We start from the raw sequence: 19,449 nt of genomic DNA, 5'->3' as shown, positions 1-19,449 counted from the left end.
AAATAGAAAATTAAACTTCAAAACCTTGTTTCAAACAATGCGCTTTGTAGAAAATGACCGTATTTATGCAATGTAACGGGAAAAACTTAAATCGTGGTTGTTACATAAATAACGTATACGGGTTTTCCTTATTCTTTAATTTCTTAATTTCGCAGCAATAAATCGTGTATAAATGAAAGAGGTTGTTATAGTATCCGTTGCCAGAACTCCCATAGGAAGTTTCATGGGAAAATTATCCAGTATTCCCGCACCAAAACTTGGTGCAATAGCTATTAAAGGGGCTTTGGAAAAAATTGACCTTAATCCGGAGGCTGTCCAAGAAGTGCTAATGGGCAATGTAGTTCAGGCGGGAACAGGACAAGCCCCGGCCAGACAGGCTGCTATTTATGCAGGTATTCCAGATACCGTACCCTGTACGACCATAAATAAAGTATGTGCCTCGGGAATGAAAACCATTATGCAGGCCGCACAGTCCATAGCTCTTGGGGATACTTCAATCGTTGTGGCCGGTGGTATGGAAAACATGAGCCTAATCCCACATTACGTACATATAAGAAACGGGGTGAAATTTGGAGCCACCTCGCTCGTTGACGGTATGCAGAAAGATGGCCTTGTCGATGCTTATGATGAAAATGCCATGGGTGTCTGTGCCGATGCCTGCGCCGTTGAACATAATTTTTCACGTGAAGACCAGGATAATTTTGCCATACAGTCCTACAAACGTTCCGCAGCAGCTTGGGAAACTGGAAAATTTGATAATGAAGTTGTTCCCGTAGAAGTTCCGCAAAGAAGGGGCGAACCCATAGTAGTGACCGAGGACGAGGAGTTTAAAAATGTTAAATTGGAAAAAATACCTGCTTTGCGCGCAGCTTTCACCAAAGAAGGTACGGTTACCGCTGCCAATGCATCTACTATCAACGATGGTGCCGCTGCTTTGGTACTCATGAGCATGGATAAGGCAAAAGAGCTGGACTTAAAGCCATTGGCCGTCATTAAAAGTTATGCCGATGCAGCCCAAGAACCAAAATGGTTTACCACAGCACCTGCAAAAGCACTACCAAAAGCTTTGGAAAAAGCTGGGTTGACTATCGATGAAATCGATTTTTTCGAATTTAACGAAGCATTTTCGGTAGTGGGTTTGGCCAACATGAAACTTTTAGGGTTGACCGACACCAACGTTAATGTAAACGGCGGTGCGGTTTCTTTGGGACATCCCTTAGGATGCTCGGGAGCAAGGATTGTTATAACCTTGCTTAGCGTTATGCAACAAAATAACGGGAAACTAGGTGCTGCCGCTATTTGTAATGGTGGCGGTGGTGCTTCTGCGATTGTTTTGGAAACCGTTTAAGTTTTCCTCTTAAATTTTTTATATGCAGTATGGTATTTGCCATTTGAGCGTTGTTTCCGTCAGAAATATTTCGAATGATACGGGTGAAATGACGACCCAACTTCTTTATGGGGAACATTTTAAAGTGTTGGAACGACAAAAAAAATGGAGTAGAATACGCATTGCTTTCGACAAGGCCGAAGGATGGATAAATAATCACCAGTATCTTTTGATCTCGGAAACCGATTATGAAAATCTAAATACTTCAAAATCAACAAAAATCACGACCGATCTGGTATCGTTCATTACTAAGGAACACGATATTTTGATTCCTTTGATTTTAGGCTCGTTCATACCTGAGACCCCTTGTTTAAAGCATACCCATGAAGGCGGATGCTCTTTTGGACAAAATGATAAGGAAAATATAGTGAATACCGCACTCCTTTATCTAAACGCACCTTTCCTATGGGGTGGAAAAACACCCTTTGGGATAGATTCTTCCGGGTTAACGCAAATGTCTTACAGAACCAATGGATATAAATTATCAAGAAATGCCTCTGAACAGGCTGTGCAGGGTGAGGCCTTAAGCTTTATTGAAGAAAGTGAGGCGGGCGATTTGGCTTTTTTTGACAATCCCGACGGTATTATAGACCATGTCGGGATAATCATGAAAAACAACTACATCATCCATTCCCACGGAAAAGTAAGAATTGACCGTTTGGACCATACAGGCATATTCAATACCGAATTAAAAAACTATACGCACAAGCTTAGGGTCATCAAAAAAATCATATAAAAAAGGCCCTGGTCAAAAACCAAGGCCCTTTGTTCTTTAAAATTTGAAGATTATTCTGCCAACAGTTTTTTGATTCTCATGAAGTTTTCATTATCCCCCATAGCACCATAAATATTCTTTAATTGAGTTAGAATACCCTGGTTGCCCGGATTGGTCTTTAAAGCTTCTTCGAGAACCGTTGCGCCTTCCATAAACAAATCGTCTTTCTTTTGTTTCAACTCATCGTAACGTGCAATATCCGCTCTTGAGTTACCAAGTTCGTTCATTTCATCTATTAGAGCGTTGCCCTCGTTCACATAAGTCGTAGACAGGTTCAATTGAGCGTTTGTATACCCTGGGTTTATTTCCAAAGTCTTCTTGTAAGCATCTCGGGCTTCTTGAATATTGCCTTGCTCCATATTGATTACGCCAATATTGTAGAACAAATCGGGATTGTCCGGTGAAACAGCGGTTGCTTCTGCCATAAGTTCCTTGAACTTTTCCTTATCGCCTAATTTATAGTATAAATTGGCTTCGTTCAAAATTAGGGTTACATCCTTTGGGTCATCGGCCCTAGCATCCTTATAAGCTTCCAGTGCTTTATCGTCTTGACCCAGTTGGGTGTATATCAATGCTATATTTTTGATTATTTCCGATGTTTTTGATGGCGTTTTCTCGTCAACAGGGTCAGAGTATGTACCGGACTTCACCATCAAGTCTCTTTGGACCTTGTCCATTTCTTCCATTTCTCCCGTAGCCACATTCTTTGCTTTGTAGACCACACCACTACCATCATAACCTATTTCCTTGAGTTCATTGTAGTAATCAAGTGCCTTTTCATAATCACCCCCAGTAACCGAGCTACTTGCGGCAAAATATAGATAATTGGTGTCCTTTGGGCTCAATTTATAACTCAAATAAAGCTTTTCGGCTGCTTCTTTATATTTTTTGTTCGCATTATCTTCCACGGCCGAGTTTACCAAATCTGCAGTCATCGCTTGCATTTTTTGTTTGGCATCGGCAGTATATTTTGATTTGCCCGATGCTTCTTCAATCGCAACAACTTCGTTATAGGCAGAAATTGCCGAGTCAAAGGCGCTGGTATCACCACCTTTGGCCATATTATAATTTACCTCTCCCAATAAAAATTGATATTGTGCCTTGTACTTGGCATCAGCACCGCTCATAAGTGGGGAAGCACTTTCCAAAGCGGTTTTGGCTGCGGCATTATTACCATTTTTGAGTTCTTTTTCAGCAGTTTTCAATTCGGATTTTTGTGCGAATCCCACCAACGAAAAAGTCATTGCCGAAAGGATTAAAACTTTAGTTTTCATATTAAAAATATTAGTGTTTAAATTATTATTCTTTTGTTTCCGGGCTATCATTATCAAGAGCCGTGCCATCTTCTTCGGCATCGACCTCGATATCCATAATGTCGGTATCTGCAATATCATCTTCATCTTTCATTACTTTTGCGACCGCGGCTATAGAATCGTCACCTTTGATGTTAATGAGCTTAACGCCCTGGGTTGCCCTGCCCATTACACGAAGGTCTTCAACGCTCATTCTGATAGCGATGCCCGATTTGTTGATGATCATCAAATCATCGGAATCGGTAACGTTTTTAATGGCAACAAGGCCACCTGTTTTATCGGTGATGGAAATGGTCTTTACCCCCTTACCTCCTCTATTCGTAATTCTATAATCATCAATACTGGAACGTTTGCCATAACCGTTTTCGGACACGACCAATAACTCATCCTCAAAATTATGCACTGAAACCATGCCTATGACCTCATCATTGTCGTTCGCTAATCGAATTCCCCTGACCCCCGAAGCGTTTCTTCCCATAGGTCGGGTTTTCCCCTCTTCAAACCTAATGGCCTTACCGGATTTTAAACCTAGGAAAATTTGGCTTGTGCCCGTAGTCAGTTTCGCTTCTAGCAATTCATCGTCCTCCCGAATGGTTATAGCGTTTATACCGTTTTGCCTTGGTCGCGAATATTGTTCCAATGAAGTTTTCTTGACCGTACCCTTTTTGGTCGCCATAATTACGTAATGGCTGTTCACATAATCCTCGTCCTTTAAATCTTGGGTACATATGAAAGCTTTTACCTTATCATCACTTTCTATATTGATTAGGTTTTGTATGGCCCTACCTTTGAAGGTTCTGCTACCTTCCGGAATTTCATATACCCGCATCCAAAAGCATTTTCCTTTTTGGGTAAAGAACAGCATGTACTGGTGGTTGGTTCCCACGAAGAGGTGCTCCAAAAAGTCTTCATTTCTTGTTGAAGATGCTTTTTGGCCTACTCCTCCCCTATTTTGGGTCTTATATTCGGTAAGCGGTGTTCTTTTGATATATCCTGCATGGGATATGGTAATGACCACCTGCTCATCGGGAATCATATCTTCTATACTTAAATCCCCACCGGCAAAATTGATTTCCGAGCGTCTTTCATCACCATATTTTTGCTTGACTTCAAGTAATTCGTCTTTGATGATGGCCATTCTACGGTCTTTCTTTTCAAGAATGTCCTTTAAATCGGCGATAGTCTTGATAATTTCATCGTACTCGGACCTAAGCTTATCCTGTTCAAGACCGGTGAGTTGGCGCAATCGCATTTCAACTATGGCCTTGGCCTGGATTTCGGTAAGCTTAAAGCGTTCCATCAAATTCTCCCTGGCCTCATCGGCATTTGAAGAGGCACGTATTATTTTTATGACCTCATCAATATTGTCCGAGGCAATAATGAGACCTTCCAAAATATGAGCTCTGTCCTCGGCCTTTTTGAGCTCAAACTTTGTACGCCTTACGACAACTTCATGCCTATGCTCAACAAAATAATGAATGATTTCCTTTAGGTTCAATAATTGGGGTCTTCCGTTGACCAATGCAATATTGTTTACGCTGAAAGAGGATTGTAAAGCAGTGTATTTGTATAACGTATTTAAAACAATATTGGGAATGGCATCCCTTTTCAATATGTAAACTATACGCATCCCTTTTCTATCCGACTCGTCGCGAATGGTAGAAATGCCTTCTATTTTTTTATCATTGACCAAATCGGCAGTCTTCTTGATCATATCTGCCTTATTGACCTGGTACGGAATTTCTTTCACGACAATACATTCCCTGCCCTGTACTTCTTCGATACTGGCCTTGGCCCGCATTACTACTCGACCACGACCGGTATGGAACGCTTCTTTGACCCCGTCGTAACCATAAATAATACCTCCGGTCGGAAAATCCGGGGCTTTGATGTGGGTTATCAGTTCGTCAATTTCTATTTCTGTATTGTCAATGTATGCAATCGTACCGTCAACAACTTCGGAAAGGTTATGTGGCGGCATATTGGTCGCCATACCCACTGCTATACCCGATGCGCCGTTGATCAATAGTTGAGGGACCCTAGTAGGTAAGACCGTAGGTTCTTCCAAAGAATCGTCAAAATTCAATTGATGGTCAACCGTATCTTTATCTATGTCCGCAAGCATATCATCAGCGATGCGCCGCATTCTCGCCTCAGTGTAACGCATGGCGGCAGGGCTATCGCCATCAACCGAACCAAAGTTACCCTGACCATCGACCAACATATACCGCAAGCTCCATTCCTGTGCCATTCGCACCATAGAATCATAGACCGAAGTATCGCCATGCGGGTGGTATTTACCCAATACCTCACCTACGATACGTGCAGATTTCTTATGTGCACTGGTAGAACGCACCCCTAATTCGTACATGCCATACAAAACCCTTCTGTGCACCGGTTTTAGACCGTCTCTGACATCGGGCAGGGCACGTGACACAATGACCGACATCGAATAATCAATGTAGGCGGATTTCATCTCGTCTTCAATGTTAATAGGAATCAATTTTTCTCCTTCAGCCATATTTGGAATCTTCTTAATTTATAACGTTAAAAAAACATGCCAATATACGTAAAATGACATCTTTTGAAGCATTGTCAAGCTACTTTATTAAACAATTTATCAACACTTACGGGCCACGTTTTCGTTGATAATTTAGATGTTAATTTTTTTGTAAATGGTGGTTTTTTTCGTCATTTAGACCTAGTTTGTCGAATATGGGTATGGTATTTGCCCATGTGTGAAATAGATTTACTATTTTTAAAGTTGAAAGGATAATTTATGGATGATAATTTTTCCCCTAGAGTAAAAGATGTAATTGCGTACAGCAAAGAAGAGGCATTACGGTTGGGTCACGATTTTATAGGGACCGAACATTTAATGTTGGGGCTACTCAGAGACGGAAATGGAAAAGCGATAAGTATTTTGGATGCCTTGGACGTAGATTTGGACCATCTGAGAAGAAAGGTCGAAATTCTCAGCCCGGCTAATCCAAATTCCGGTAACATACAAAAAGACAAAAAAAACCTTCACCTGACAAGACAAGCGGAGCGTGCATTGAAAACCACGTTTTTAGAGGCGAAGCTTTTTCAGAGCTCTTCGATAAACACCGCCCATTTATTGTTGTGCATTTTGAGAAACGAGAATGATCCCACAACAAAACTGCTCCATAAACTAAAGGTAGATTATGATGGGGTAAAAGAGCAGTTTAAATCAATGATTACCAGTGATGATGATTTTATAGACAACCCAACATCAGAATCTTTTCCAAGCGATAACGATTCCGATGAAGCTGGTGAGGGCAAAGAAGGTACGTTCGGCAACTCTGGCAATCAAAAAGGAAATAAAAAATCCAAAACGCCCGTTTTGGACAACTTTGGTCGTGACCTTACCAAAATGGCCGAAGAGAACAAGTTAGACCCGGTAGTGGGTCGGGAAAAAGAGATTGAAAGGGTTTCCCAGATACTGAGCAGAAGAAAAAAGAACAACCCGCTACTCATTGGTGAGCCCGGAGTTGGTAAAAGTGCCATTGCCGAAGGTCTGGCTTTACGCATCATCAATAAAAAAGTATCTCGCATTCTTTATGGAAAACGTGTAGTTACCTTGGATTTGGCTTCCTTGGTGGCTGGCACCAAATATCGTGGCCAATTTGAGGAGCGTATGAAGGCCGTTATGAACGAATTGGAAAAGAATGATGACGTTATTCTCTTTATCGATGAAATACATACCATTGTCGGTGCTGGTGGTGCCACTGGAAGCCTAGATGCTTCCAATATGTTCAAACCGGCACTGGCCAGGGGAGAAATTCAATGTATCGGAGCTACTACACTCGACGAGTATAGACAGTATATTGAAAAAGATGGTGCCCTTGAGAGGCGTTTTCAGAAAGTAATGGTTGAACCCACTACCGTTGAGGAAACTATTGAGATACTTCAAAACATAAAAGGCAAATACGAGGACCACCACAATGTCAACTATACAGACGAAGCGATTACCGCTTGCGTGAAGTTGACTAATAGGTATATGACCGACAGATTTTTACCGGACAAGGCCATCGATGCTTTGGACGAAGCCGGTTCTAGGGTTCACATCGTTAATATGGACGTCCCCAAACAAATTTTGGAGCTAGAGAAACAATTAGAAGATGTGCGCGAGCTTAAAAACAGTGTCGTCAAAAAACAACGGTACGAAGAAGCCGCCAAATTAAGGGATGACGAAAAACGCATTGAAAAAGATTTGGCATCTGCCCAGGAAAAATGGGAAGAAGATAGCAAACTACATCGCGAAATCGTAACCGATGACAATGTGGCGGATGTGGTTTCCATGATGAGCGGTATCCCTGTAAATCGGATTGCACAGACCGAAAGCAATAAATTGGCTGAATTGCCCGACCTGATCAAAGGAAACGTAATCGGACAAGATGAGGCCGTCGCCAAAGTCGCCAAAGCAATTCAACGAAACAGAGCTGGACTCAAAGACCCAAACAAACCCATTGGATCGTTCATCTTTTTAGGACAAACCGGGGTAGGCAAAACCCAACTGGCCAAAGTACTGGCGAAAGAACTATTTGACTCCGAGGATGCATTAATTAGAATAGACATGAGCGAATACATGGAAAAATTCGCCATTTCTAGACTCGTTGGAGCACCTCCAGGATACGTAGGTTACGAAGAAGGGGGTCAGTTAACCGAAAAAGTACGAAGAAAACCATATTCCGTGGTACTGCTTGACGAAGTCGAGAAAGCACATCCAGATGTGTTCAATATGATGTTACAGGTGTTGGATGATGGTTTTTTAACGGATAGCTTAGGTAGAAAAATCGATTTTAGGAATACTATCATTATCATGACCTCCAATATAGGAGCACGTAAATTGAAAGATTTCGGACAAGGTGTCGGCTTCGGTACCGCAGCCATGAAATCACAAGCAGATACACACCAAAAAAGTGTGATTGAAAGTGCACTTAAAAAAGCTTTTGCCCCTGAATTTCTCAATAGGATAGATGATGTTGTCGTATTCAATTCGTTGGAAAGAGAAGACATTCATAAAATCATTGACATCGAGTTGAAAAAGTTGTTCAGCCGTATCAAGGATATAGGGTATGACCTTAAACTCTCAGAAAAGGCCAAGGACTATATCGCGGATAAAGGTTTTGATAAGCAATATGGTGCTAGACCTCTAAAAAGAGCTATTCAAAAGTATATTGAAGATGCCCTGGCAGAGGAAATCGTAAATTCAAAATTAGAAGAGGGCGATGCCATTGCAATGGATTTTGATGAAAAGAAAGAAGAATTGACCATTAAAATCAAGAAAGCTGCAAAATCGTCAAAGGCGTAATTAAAAACACTAGTTTCAATTAAAGGAAGCCGTTAGTAACGGCTTCCTTTTTTCTTATGCATCATACATAATTATCTAGTGAAAATTTCTAACCGTACAAACGATATTTGCGCTATTCATCTATTATATTTCAATTACCTGCGACATAGCAATACTTTCGTCTTAGACACACTATAATACTTACCGAAAAATGAAAGTTCGCCCAGTAAAAAATAAAATCATTGTTAGGGAATACATCCTTGACATTGGTAAAATACAGGTTTATGATGATTATATGGTATCCATTTTCAACGAAGGGTCGACCCTAACCCTGGAAAGGGCATATCAAATCATAGGTATCGCAGAAATTCATTACAGGGAAAGAAACTTTGGCTACATAAGCTTGCGTAAACATTCCTATGCCATTGACCCGACCATTTACACATATCTTAGGGAATTGGAAAACCTTAGGGCCATGGCAATAGTCTCCGTAAAGGAAATAGACATGCATAATTTTAAAGTGGAAAAACTATTCTATAAAAAGAATATGAAGTTCTTCATAGAGTTTGAAAACGCACTGTCTTGGGTAAAACGCAGGGTAAAAAGCAAATAATGGTGTTAGTCTATTTTTCTTCTTGGACTTGTGGCTGTTCGGGCACTGCAAACAAATCGATATAGGCTTTCCCAATAGCTTCTATGATACGAGTGGCGGTCAAAGATTGGTATCCGGTTTTTTCAATGGCCATGTCCCCGGCCCTACCATGCAGATACACCCCAAACATTGCTGCATGTAACGGAATATAACCTTGAGCAATCAATCCGGTTATGATACCTGTCAAAACATCCCCACTTCCAGCAGTTGCCATTCCAGGGTTACCTGTTGTATTGATATATCCCATACGTTCATGAACGATTATCGTATGTGCCCCTTTTATGATTATGATACAGTCCCATTTTTTAGAGAAAGCTTTGACTTTTTTTAGCTTTTCAAAATCATCCTTCCATTTTCCGATCAAACGTTCCAGTTCTTTAGGATGTGGGGTCAAGATCGTTTGAGCCGGCAATTTTTTTAATAGCTCCTTATTTTGGGACAAAATGTTCAAACCATCGGCATCGATAACCAAGGGAACTTTGTTATTTTCCATAAAACCGGAAAAAGCCTTGATAGTTTTGTCGTGGGTTCCCATTCCTATACCAATACCTATGGCTGACGGCTCAAAATGATGCTCTATCTTTGAAATTTGAGTCTCATTGGTATCGGTTGCAACCATTACTTCGGGTATATTGGTCTGTAACGGTAATGTACCACATTGGGGAACGTATGCCGTAACCAAACCACTACCAGCGTACAAGCAAGCTTTTGCAGACAAATGTACGGCACCCATTTTGCCCAAACTCCCACCGATTAATAAACTGTGGCCATAAGTGCCTTTATGGGAAAACTTTTTCCTTGGAAGGTATAAAGGCAATACTTCATTTTTACCTATTAGCTCAAACTCGCTTTTGGTCGTTGCAAGATATTCGGTATCAAGGCCAATGTCCAGTACTTCCCAAGTATCGGTAAATCTGCCGGTCTGGGGAAGGAAAAAAACCAATTTTGGTGCTTGAAAGCTCAATGTGTGGTTAGCTTTGACGACAAAATCCTCATTATCGGGCGGTTTGTTCATGAACAACCCCGATGGGATATCTACCGAAAGGACAAAGGCTTGGGATACATCCAAATGCTTCATAAGGTTAACCACCCACTTTTCTGGATTTCTATTTAGCCCTATTCCGAAAATAGCATCTACGATAACATCGTCTTTACCTATTTCAGGTAGTTCACAGTCCGAATCTAAAAACTCAGGCCAGATTTTTCGGTCTTTGAGTCGCTCTAAATTGATTAAAAAATCTTTGGAACGTGTTTTACTATAATTTACGACATACACCGCGATATTGTACCCATGTTCCTGTAAATGCCTTGCTAGCGCTATGCCATCCCCGCCATTGTTCCCTATTCCACAAAACAAATGAATTTTGACCTGAGCTCCCTGCATACGGGTATGCAACCAGTTAAAAATTTGAACGGCGGCTCGCTCCATTAATTCATCACTACCAATTTTTTGTTTCTGGATCGTGAATTTATCAGCAGCATATATCTGCTCGGCGGAAAAAAGCTTCATTCGGTAAGGATATTTATCAATTATTATGGATTCCGTAAAAATATGGAGGAACACTTGTTTAAAAAACCAAAAGTACTACATTTGAATCTTTAATCGGAACAATGTATTCTACTTACGAACATACAGTTTTAAGTTACTTTGCTTCTTCTGAAAGCACCAAAACCACATTGGGCACCAATACCCCTTTGGGGTAAACTACTATTTATACTCGTCGTTACGTTTTATCTCATTCAAAAATTACTTTTTTAATCGTTTCTATAATGAAAGTTCTAAAATTTGGTGGCACATCTGTAGCCAGCGCAAAAAATATACGTTTAGTAAAGGATATTGTTGCTAAATCCAAAACAGAGAGAATAATAGTGGTTGTCTCCGCATTGGGCGGGATTACCGATTTGCTTTTGAACACGGCCCGTTTGGCATCACAGCAGAATAGTGATTACAAATCAATCCTTAAAGAAATCGAAGAACGCCACCTTAATACCGTAAAAGAACTCATTCCCGTACAATCGCAAAGTGGAATCCTAAGTAAAGTAAAAAGTGAACTGAATACCTTGGAAACTCTTTTGGAAGGTGCATTTCTCATTGGTGAGATCACCCCAAAGCTTTCAGACAAAATTGTTAGCTACGGCGAGCTTTTGTCATCCTATATAATAAGTAAATACTTTCAAGAACAGGGTGTGAGCACTTCTTATGCCGATAGCAGGGAATTGATTAAAACTAACGATACCAATGGTAAAGCTGTGGTCAATTTTGATAAGACCAATACCAACTGCTCCACATTCGTAGACCAAACCGATACCCAAGTATTGGTAATGGCCGGTTTTATAGCTTCTTCCGATAATGGAAACTTAACTACGTTGGGCCGTGGCGGTTCGGATTATACCGCAGCGATTGTGGCCGCAGCGGTAAATGCAAACATTTTGGAAATTTGGACAGATGTCAGCGGTATGTATACGGCAAACCCTAAATTGGTGAAACAGGCGAAGGCCATACCGCAAATCTCTTACGAAGAAGCCATGGAGCTATCGCACTTTGGTGCCAAAGTCCTATACCCCCCGACCATACAACCCGTGCTTTCAAAAGGTATTCCAATTTGTATCAAAAATACGTTCGAACCCAAGAAAGAGGGAACATTGATCACTAAAAATAAAAATATAAACGGTAGAACGGTACGTGGCATAACCCATATCGAGAACATAGCCTTATTATCCCTAGAAGGACCTGGTATGGTGGGTATTCCTGGGATATCCAAACGTTTTTTTGAAGAGCTGTCCACCTCCGATATCAGCGTAGTGCTGATTACCCAAGCCTCTTCCGAACATTCTATTTGTGTAGGAATATCCATATACGATGTTGAAAAAGCGGTATCGACTGTAAATAGAGCTTTTGCATATGAAATGGAGCGTGAAAAAATAAAACCCATCATTGCAGAAATGGATTTAGCCATTGTTGCCCTTGTCGGTGACAATATGAAAAAACATCAGGGGCTAAGCGGAAAAATGTTCAGCACCCTTGGTAAGAACAATGTGAATATCAGGGCCATTGCGCAGGGAGCTTCGGAACGTAATATTTCGGCGGTAGTCAATAAAAATGATGTAAAAAAAGCACTGAACGCCCTTCATGAAGCCTTTTTCGAAGAAAATATCAAACAACTCAACCTTTTTGTCATGGGCGTGGGCAATGTTGGGTCAAAATTCATAGCGCAATTGCGCCAACAAAAAAAATACCTAAAAGAGCAACTCAAATTGAATGTCAGAATCATAGGAATATCCAATTCTAGAACAATGGCCTTTGATGATAACGGTATTGATTTAAACAATTGGGAATCAATCTTAAAAAACGGACTAAAAGCGGATAAAACCAATTTTTTTGATACTGTTCAAGAACTAAATTATCGCAATAGTATCTTTGTGGACAATACCGCAAGTGAAGAGGTTGCGGCAACTTACAACACCTATTTGGCCAACAGTATATCTGTAGTCACATGTAATAAAATCGCCTGTTCCTCGGAATATTCAAATTATAGTGCACTTAAAGAATTGGCACGTATCTATAACGCACCCTTTTTGTTCGAAACCAATGTAGGAGCCGGGCTCCCCATCATTGATACGCTCAAACATTTAGTTGCTTCGGGCGATGAAATATTAAAAATACAGGCGGTTCTTTCGGGCAGTCTTAATTTTGTTTTCAATAACTTCAATGATAAAACCACCTTTCACGACGTCGTAAAAAAAGCCCAAAAAGAAGGCTACACAGAACCCGACCCCAAAATTGATTTGAGCGGTATAGATGTGATGCGCAAAATCTTGATTTTAGCAAGGGAAAGTGGGAAGCAGCTTGAAATCGATGCCATTGAAAATCAATCTTTTTTACCTAAGGAAAGTCTGGAAACCAATAATAATACTGACTTTTTCGCTTCACTGAAAAAATATGAAGCCGAATTTCAAAAAATATATGCGGCTGCGGCCGCCAAAGACAGTAAGTTAAAATACGTAGCACGATTTGAAGAGGGAAAAGCAAGCGTAGGGCTTCAAGAGATACCAAAAGGTCATGATTTTTACAATTTGGAAGGCAGCGACAATATTGTGCTGTTTTATACGAAACGTTATCCCGACCAGCCGATGATTATCAAAGGAGCTGGCGCAGGAGCCGATGTTACAGCTTCTGGTATCTTTGCCGATATTGTTAGAATCGGAAATTTTTAACCTTAAAAAGCGTATCAATTGTAATGCATTACTTATGAAAGAAATAAAAATATTCTGCCCTGGAACCATAGCCAATATCTCATGTGGTTTTGATGTCATGGGCGTCGCCTTGGATTCCGTTGGGGACGAAATGGTAATTAAAAAGGTGGCTACGAAAGGTGTTAAAATTACCGAATTGACCGGGCAGCACCTCCCCAAAGACACGCATTTAAACGTTGCCGGAGTGGCGGGTCTTGCACTCCTGGCCGAAAGCGATTACGATGGCGGTTTCGAAATAAAAATCCACAAGAAAATAAAGGCGGGCAGTGGTATCGGCAGCAGTGCGGCAAGTTCCTCAGGTGCCGTATGGGGCATGAACAAACTGCTGGGTAACCCATTTTCAAAATTACAGTTGGTAAAATTTGCCATGGAAGGTGAGCGATTGGCGAGTGGAGTCGCCCATGCCGACAATGTGGCCCCGGCCCTATTTGGTGGTTTCACTTTGATACGCAGTTACGAACCGCTTGATATTGTGCAGATACCCAGTCCTTCCCAATTGTTTGCCACAGTAATACATCCACAAATTGAAATAAAAACATCCGATTCAAGAAAAATTCTGAAAACCAGCCTTTCTTTGGAGGATGGTATAAAGCAATGGGGCAATGTTGGCGGTTTGGTTGCCGGACTTTTTATGGACGATTATGATTTAATAAGTCGATCTTTGGTAGATCATATCGTTGAACCCATCCGTTCCATGCTGATTCCGGGGTTTGACAAAATAAAATCAAGTGCCATAGAATCTGGAGCTTTGGGTTGTGGTATTTCGGGCTCCGGACCGTCTATCTTTGCATTAAGCCAAGGAAAAGAAAACGCAGAAAAAGTAAGGCATTCAATGAAAACCGTTTATCAAAAAATAGGAATTGAATATGATGTTCATGTTTCTCCCATAAATATCGAGGGAATAAAAGTCATATGAAGAATGGCCTTTTATAAAAAAACTTATCAAACGCATAAACCAATAAACTTTACGAATTGAACTTCTACAGCCTAAACCATAAAGCACCGAACGTATCTTTCAAAGAAGCTGTTATCAAAGGAATTGCGCCGGACAAGGGATTATACTTTCCGGAACGTATTGATCCACTTCCCAACTCGTTTTTTGAATCAATTGACGCTCTAAGCAATAAAGAAATCGCCTTTACGGCTATCCATCAATTTGTAAAAGAGGATATCCCCGATAAAGTCTTAAAACAAATAATAAAAGAAGTGTTGGACTTTGATTTTCCCGTTGTCAAAATCAAGGAAAACATAGCCACTCTTGAGCTTTTTCATGGTCCTACCATGGCTTTTAAAGACGTTGGTGCACGTTTTATGGCGCAGTGTTTGGGATATTTTTCTGAAGGAGAAAATACCGAAGTTACGGTCTTGGTCGCTACCTCAGGTGACACAGGTGGTGCAGTAGCCAATGGGTTTTTAGGTGTTAATGGTGTAAAAGTGGTCATTCTATACCCTTGTGGCAAGGTAAGCCATATACAGGAAAAGCAGTTGACCACCCTAGGGCAAAATATTTCCGCTTTGGAAGTAGATGGTACATTCGACGATTGCCAAAACATGGTCAAAACCGCTTTTTTAGATAAAGAATTATTGAGAAATATGCAATTGACCTCGGCAAACTCAATAAACGTAGCACGTTGGTTACCCCAGCTCTTCTATTTTCTATTTGCCTATAAACAGGTTAAATCCAAAGGAAAAGAAATGATTTTTTCCGTACCGTCGGGAAATTTTGGCAATATCTGCGCTGGCATGGTGGCGCAAAAATTGGGAATGCCCATAAAACATTTTGTAGCGGCTACCAATGTGAACGATACCGTACCCAGATATATGACTACAGAAACGTATACCCCAAAATCTTCTACGGCCACTATTTCAAATGCCATGGATGTTGGGGACCCCAGCAATTTCATCCGCATACGCCATTTGTATAGGGAAAATTTTGAACAACTTTCCAAGAATTTGTCCTCTTTTTCATTTTCGGATTCCGAAACCAAAATCGCTATGAAGACGGTATTCAAGGAAAATGGTTATATAACCGACCCACATGGTGCCGTAGGATATTTGGGTGTAAAAAAGTATCAAGCCAACCATTCGAATACATACGGCATATTTCTAGAGACCGCCCATCCCGTCAAATTTTTGGATGTAGTTGAGGAAACTTTGGGAATTTCCGTTGCTATTCCGCCACAAATTCAAAAAATAATGGATAAAGAAAAGAAATCCATTAAAATTGAAACATATGGGGAAATGAAATCATTTTTATTAAACACCTAAATATTGGTGACAGTACTTGAATATGTATAAATCCTTTTTTTCATCCTTAAATTATTCAATAGCTTTGTTCATCTAAACAGATAACAATGAAAAATACCGCGCTGACCAAAACCCACGAAGCCCTTGGAGCCAAAATGGTACCTTTTGCCGGGTACAATATGCCTGTTTCCTACGAAAGTGTTAACATTGAACATGAAACAGTTCGCAAGGGTGTTGGCGTATTTGACGTTTCCCATATGGGAGAATTTTTAATCGGTGGGCCAAAAGCCTTGAAACTCATCCAAAAAGTAACTTCCAACGATGCTTCGAAATTAACCATAGGTAGGGCGCAATATAGTTGCTTCCCCAATGAGACGGGAGGTATCGTTGACGACCTTATTGTATATAAAATCAAGGAAGAACAATACCTTTTGGTCGTAAATGCCTCCAATATTGATAAAGACTGGGCGCATATTTCCAAATACAATGAATATATAGGGGCTGAAATGCGAAATATATCCGAAGGATATTCCTTGCTTGCCATTCAAGGGCCAAAGGCTGTTGAGGCCATGCAATCGATTACTTCTACAGATTTATCCGCTATCAAGTTTTACCATTTTGAAGTATCTGATTTCGCAGGTGTTGAAAATGTTATCATATCGGCAACGGGTTATACCGGTTCGGGCGGATTTGAGATTTATTGCAAAAACGAAGAAGTACAACAAATTTGGGACAAAGTCTTTGAGGCTGGCGCCGATTTTGGTATAAAACCTATCGGCTTGGCTGCTCGTGATACTTTGCGGTTAGAAATGGGCTATTGCCTTTACGGTAATGACATAAATGACGAAACCTCTCCTTTTGAGGCCGGATTGGGCTGGATAACCAAATTCACCAAAGATTTTGTAAACTGTGAAGCCTTGGCCAAAGAAAAAGAACACGGTCCTGAACGCAAACTTGTCGCTTTTGAGCTTGACGAACGTGGAATTCCACGTCATGATTATGATATCGTGGACACACATGGTAAAAAAATAGGAGTGGTTACATCAGGTACCATGTCACCGTCTTTGGGAAAAGGTATAGGGCTGGGATACGTACCCAGCGTTTTTTCCAAGGCTGGCAGTAAAATACATGTTCAAATACGTAAAAATGCAGTCCCGGCTACAATTGTAAAACTTCCGTTTTACAGGGGATAACGATTTTATATGGGGAAAAGAAGGGGAAAGGTCGAAGATAACGGAAAAAGAATCCTTATACTCGGCGGGAGCGGATTTTTAGGAAATGCCATTTATAAGGAACTATGTAATTTCTTTGATACTTATGGTACTTATTTTACAGCCAGACGTTCTTTTGAGGACAACAAACAATTCTTTAAGTATGACATGCAAGAAGACGATGTTTATGAGCTTTTGGAGAACATACGCCCTCAAGTAATCATATCTGCGCTGCGTGGTAATTTTCCGGCACAAGTACAGGCACATCAGCACATCAACGAATATCTCATACAAAACGAATGCATGTTATATTTTCTCTCTTCCGCCAATGTGTTTGATGCTTACAGCAAATATCCATCCTACGAAAATGACAAGACCTTATCAGAGAGTATTTACGGCCGTTTAAAGATAAAGATTGAAAATATGCTTTTGAGACTCCCTAAGGAAAAAACGGGGATATTGAGGGTGCCCATGGTTTTTGGCAATGGTTCTCCCCGAATTAGGGAAATTAAAAACCATATTCTTAACAACGAACCTGTTGAAGTTTTCCCCAATTTGATCTTGAACGTAACCAATGATGACAAACTTACCCAACAAATACACTATCTCATAAACCGAAACAAAACAGGTATATTTCATTTGGGTAGCAGGGATTTAGTGCACCATGAAGAATTTATAAAAGATGTGGTAGACAAAATAGGAAGCTTTACACCTATTTACAAAAGAGTATTTACCACGAACGAGGATAGATATCTAGCGGTTTTACCGAAAGATAACAAACTCCCAAAAAATTTACAGTTTAGTTACCAAGATATCATAGACCATCATATTTTAAGTTGATGCTATTCGACTAAAATTAATTCTTATCCCTTTACGCATACTTTTCGAATTGCGTAATTTACTGTAAAAATGGGCCCTTACGCCAGTAAGTAATAAAATGTATTTCGGTAGTTTAAAAGCATTTTACACTATTTGGATAAAGAATCAGGATTTAACGAACAGGAACACTACATTTATGTTTTATTTTGTAGTATTCTGCGAAACTGCACACCGTTAAAGACAGATATAAAAATGCTAGGATTCAAAAAGAATAACGGAACAATAATTTCCATTAGGGTTTTAAAATCCTTAATGTAAACAATAAACGATATTATTAATAAACTACATAAGATGAACAAATTATCAGAAAAAGAAATAGCGCAAAAATTAGAAAAACTGGAAGGTTGGGAATATGTTGACGGAGCAATAGAAACTTCGTTCGAATTTAAAAACTTTAAGGAGGCCTTTTCGGTCATGACCCGGATAGCTTTTGAATGCGAAGCCCAAGGGCATCACCCCGATTGGAGCAACGTGTATAATTCATTGAATATACGGCTCAATACCCATGACGCTGACGGAGTAACGGAAAAAGATTTTGAACTTGCCCATAGCATAGAAAGCATCATAGAAAGTGATTAAAAATTTGAAAGCTATTGGCACTTTCACCTTACTTTTTCGATTTCTTGTAAAAGCATGGAATTTTCCTAAATTTGCCATCATGCAATGCAAAGGTAACTATGGGAAGAGCGTTTGAGTTTAGAAAGGCACGAAAAATGAAACGTTGGGCGGCAATGTCCAAAGCTTTTACACGAATCGGGAAAGACATTGTTATGGCCGTCAAAGAAGGTGGTCCCGACCCCGATTCCAATTCTCGACTTCGGGCCGTTATCCAAAATGCGAAGTCCGTTAATATGCCCAAGGACAATATCGAAAGGGCCATAAAAAGGGCTTCCGATAAAAGCCAAGGTGACTATAAAGAAGTTTTATTCGAAGGGTATGCGCCCCACGGCATAGCCGTTCTGGTCGAAACCGCCACGGACAATAACACACGTACGGTTGCCAATGTACGTAGCTATTTTAATAAGTGTAACGGTAGTTTGGGAACTTCGGGCTCGGTAGAGTTTATGTTTGACCATACCTGTAATTTTAGAATTCCCGCAGAGGGTATTGACCCAGAGGAACTTGAATTGGAAATGATTGATTTTGGAGCAGAAGAAGTCTTCGAAGATGAGGATGGATTATTGATTTATGCTCCTTTTGAGAGCTTTGGTGCCATTCAAAAAGAATTGGAAAACAGAAACATCGAAATTTTGTCCTCAGGATTTGAACGAATTCCGCAAGTAACCAAACAACTTACCGAGGAACAAGCGGCCGATGTAGAAAAACTACTTGAAAAGATTGAAGAGGACGACGATGTTCAGAACGTATATCATACCATGCAAGAATAATCAGCCTTAAACTTTACCCACAGTGCTAT

14 protein-coding genes are annotated in these 19,449 nt (G+C 40.4%); 11 read left to right on the top strand and 3 right to left on the bottom strand.

All coding sequences use genetic code 11. From position 1 onward, the window contains the following. Positions 1–172 precede the first annotated feature (172 nt). Positions 173–1,348 (top strand): acetyl-CoA C-acyltransferase, encoded by a 1,176-nt coding sequence (locus HYG79_RS15240; protein ID WP_179242927.1) that lies wholly within the window; start codon positions 173–175, stop codon positions 1,346–1,348. Positions 1,349–1,370: 22 nt separating this feature from the next. Beyond that, a complete protein-coding gene (locus HYG79_RS15235) occupies positions 1,371–2,123 on the top strand; it encodes a C40 family peptidase (RefSeq protein WP_179242926.1) in 753 nt (250 codons plus the stop codon). A 50-nt stretch (positions 2,124–2,173) separates the two neighbouring features. Here the strand turns inward: HYG79_RS15235 and HYG79_RS15230 are convergent, their stop codons facing one another. Together HYG79_RS15230 and gyrA are read right to left on the bottom strand one after the other, a co-directional pair. Next, positions 2,174–3,436 carry a tetratricopeptide repeat protein gene (locus HYG79_RS15230; protein WP_179242925.1) on the bottom strand — a complete coding sequence of 421 codons (1,263 nt, stop codon included), beginning with the start codon at positions 3,434–3,436 and terminating at the stop codon, positions 2,174–2,176. 25 nt (positions 3,437–3,461) lie between these two features. Next, complete coding sequence (gene gyrA / locus HYG79_RS15225; RefSeq protein ID WP_179242924.1) at positions 3,462–5,996, bottom strand: DNA gyrase subunit A; 2,535 nt, start codon at positions 5,994–5,996, stop codon at positions 3,462–3,464. Between the two features lie 258 nt (positions 5,997–6,254). On the opposite strand from gyrA, the gene HYG79_RS15220 reads away from it, so the two are divergent. Together HYG79_RS15220 and HYG79_RS15215 are read left to right on the top strand one after the other, a co-directional pair. Further along, positions 6,255–8,810, top strand: coding sequence for an ATP-dependent Clp protease ATP-binding subunit (locus tag HYG79_RS15220; RefSeq protein ID WP_179242923.1), 2,556 nt, complete (start codon positions 6,255–6,257; stop codon positions 8,808–8,810). 190 nt (positions 8,811–9,000) lie between these two features. After that, entirely contained in the window at positions 9,001–9,402 is a 402-nt protein-coding gene (locus tag HYG79_RS15215) for an STAS/SEC14 domain-containing protein (protein WP_179242922.1), read from the top strand. 10 nt (positions 9,403–9,412) lie between these two features. On the opposite strand, the gene HYG79_RS15210 is transcribed toward HYG79_RS15215, so the two are convergent. After that, the gene (locus tag HYG79_RS15210; RefSeq protein ID WP_179242921.1) at positions 9,413–10,951 is read right to left on the bottom strand and encodes an NAD(P)H-hydrate dehydratase; all 1,539 of its coding nucleotides are present in this window, start codon (positions 10,949–10,951) and stop codon (positions 9,413–9,415) included. A gap of 260 nt (positions 10,952–11,211) precedes the next feature. Here HYG79_RS15210 and thrA point away from each other — a divergent pair, with 260 nt between their 5' ends. From thrA to HYG79_RS15175, 7 genes are all read left to right on the top strand, one after another. Further along, the gene (thrA, locus tag HYG79_RS15205; protein ID WP_179242920.1) at positions 11,212–13,656 is read left to right on the top strand and encodes a bifunctional aspartate kinase/homoserine dehydrogenase I; all 2,445 of its coding nucleotides are present in this window, start codon (positions 11,212–11,214) and stop codon (positions 13,654–13,656) included. 34 nt (positions 13,657–13,690) lie between these two features. After that, the gene (locus tag HYG79_RS15200; RefSeq protein WP_179242919.1) at positions 13,691–14,611 is read left to right on the top strand and encodes a homoserine kinase; all 921 of its coding nucleotides are present in this window, start codon (positions 13,691–13,693) and stop codon (positions 14,609–14,611) included. 56 nt (positions 14,612–14,667) lie between these two features. After that, on the top strand, positions 14,668–15,963 hold the full coding sequence (gene thrC / locus HYG79_RS15195) for a threonine synthase (RefSeq protein ID WP_179242918.1): 1,296 nt from the start codon (positions 14,668–14,670) through the stop codon (positions 15,961–15,963). An 86-nt stretch (positions 15,964–16,049) separates the two neighbouring features. Beyond that, on the top strand, positions 16,050–17,135 hold the full coding sequence (gene gcvT / locus HYG79_RS15190; protein ID WP_179242917.1) for a glycine cleavage system aminomethyltransferase GcvT: 1,086 nt from the start codon (positions 16,050–16,052) through the stop codon (positions 17,133–17,135). A gap of 9 nt (positions 17,136–17,144) precedes the next feature. Next, positions 17,145–17,993: a sugar nucleotide-binding protein gene (locus HYG79_RS15185; protein WP_179242916.1), complete on the top strand. Its 849-nt coding sequence runs from the start codon at positions 17,145–17,147 to the stop codon at positions 17,991–17,993. 330 nt (positions 17,994–18,323) lie between these two features. Continuing rightward, complete coding sequence (locus HYG79_RS15180) at positions 18,324–18,611, top strand: 4a-hydroxytetrahydrobiopterin dehydratase (RefSeq protein ID WP_179242915.1); 288 nt, start codon at positions 18,324–18,326, stop codon at positions 18,609–18,611. A gap of 98 nt (positions 18,612–18,709) precedes the next feature. Further along, positions 18,710–19,420, top strand: a complete 711-nt coding sequence (locus HYG79_RS15175; protein WP_179242914.1) for a YebC/PmpR family DNA-binding transcriptional regulator — start codon at positions 18,710–18,712, stop codon at positions 19,418–19,420. Positions 19,421–19,449: the final 29 nt, after the last annotated feature.

Source organism: Costertonia aggregata, assembly GCF_013402795.1.
Classification (GTDB): Bacteria; Bacteroidota; Bacteroidia; order Flavobacteriales; family Flavobacteriaceae; genus Costertonia; species Costertonia aggregata.
This window is presented reverse-complemented; position numbering and strand designations above follow the sequence as displayed.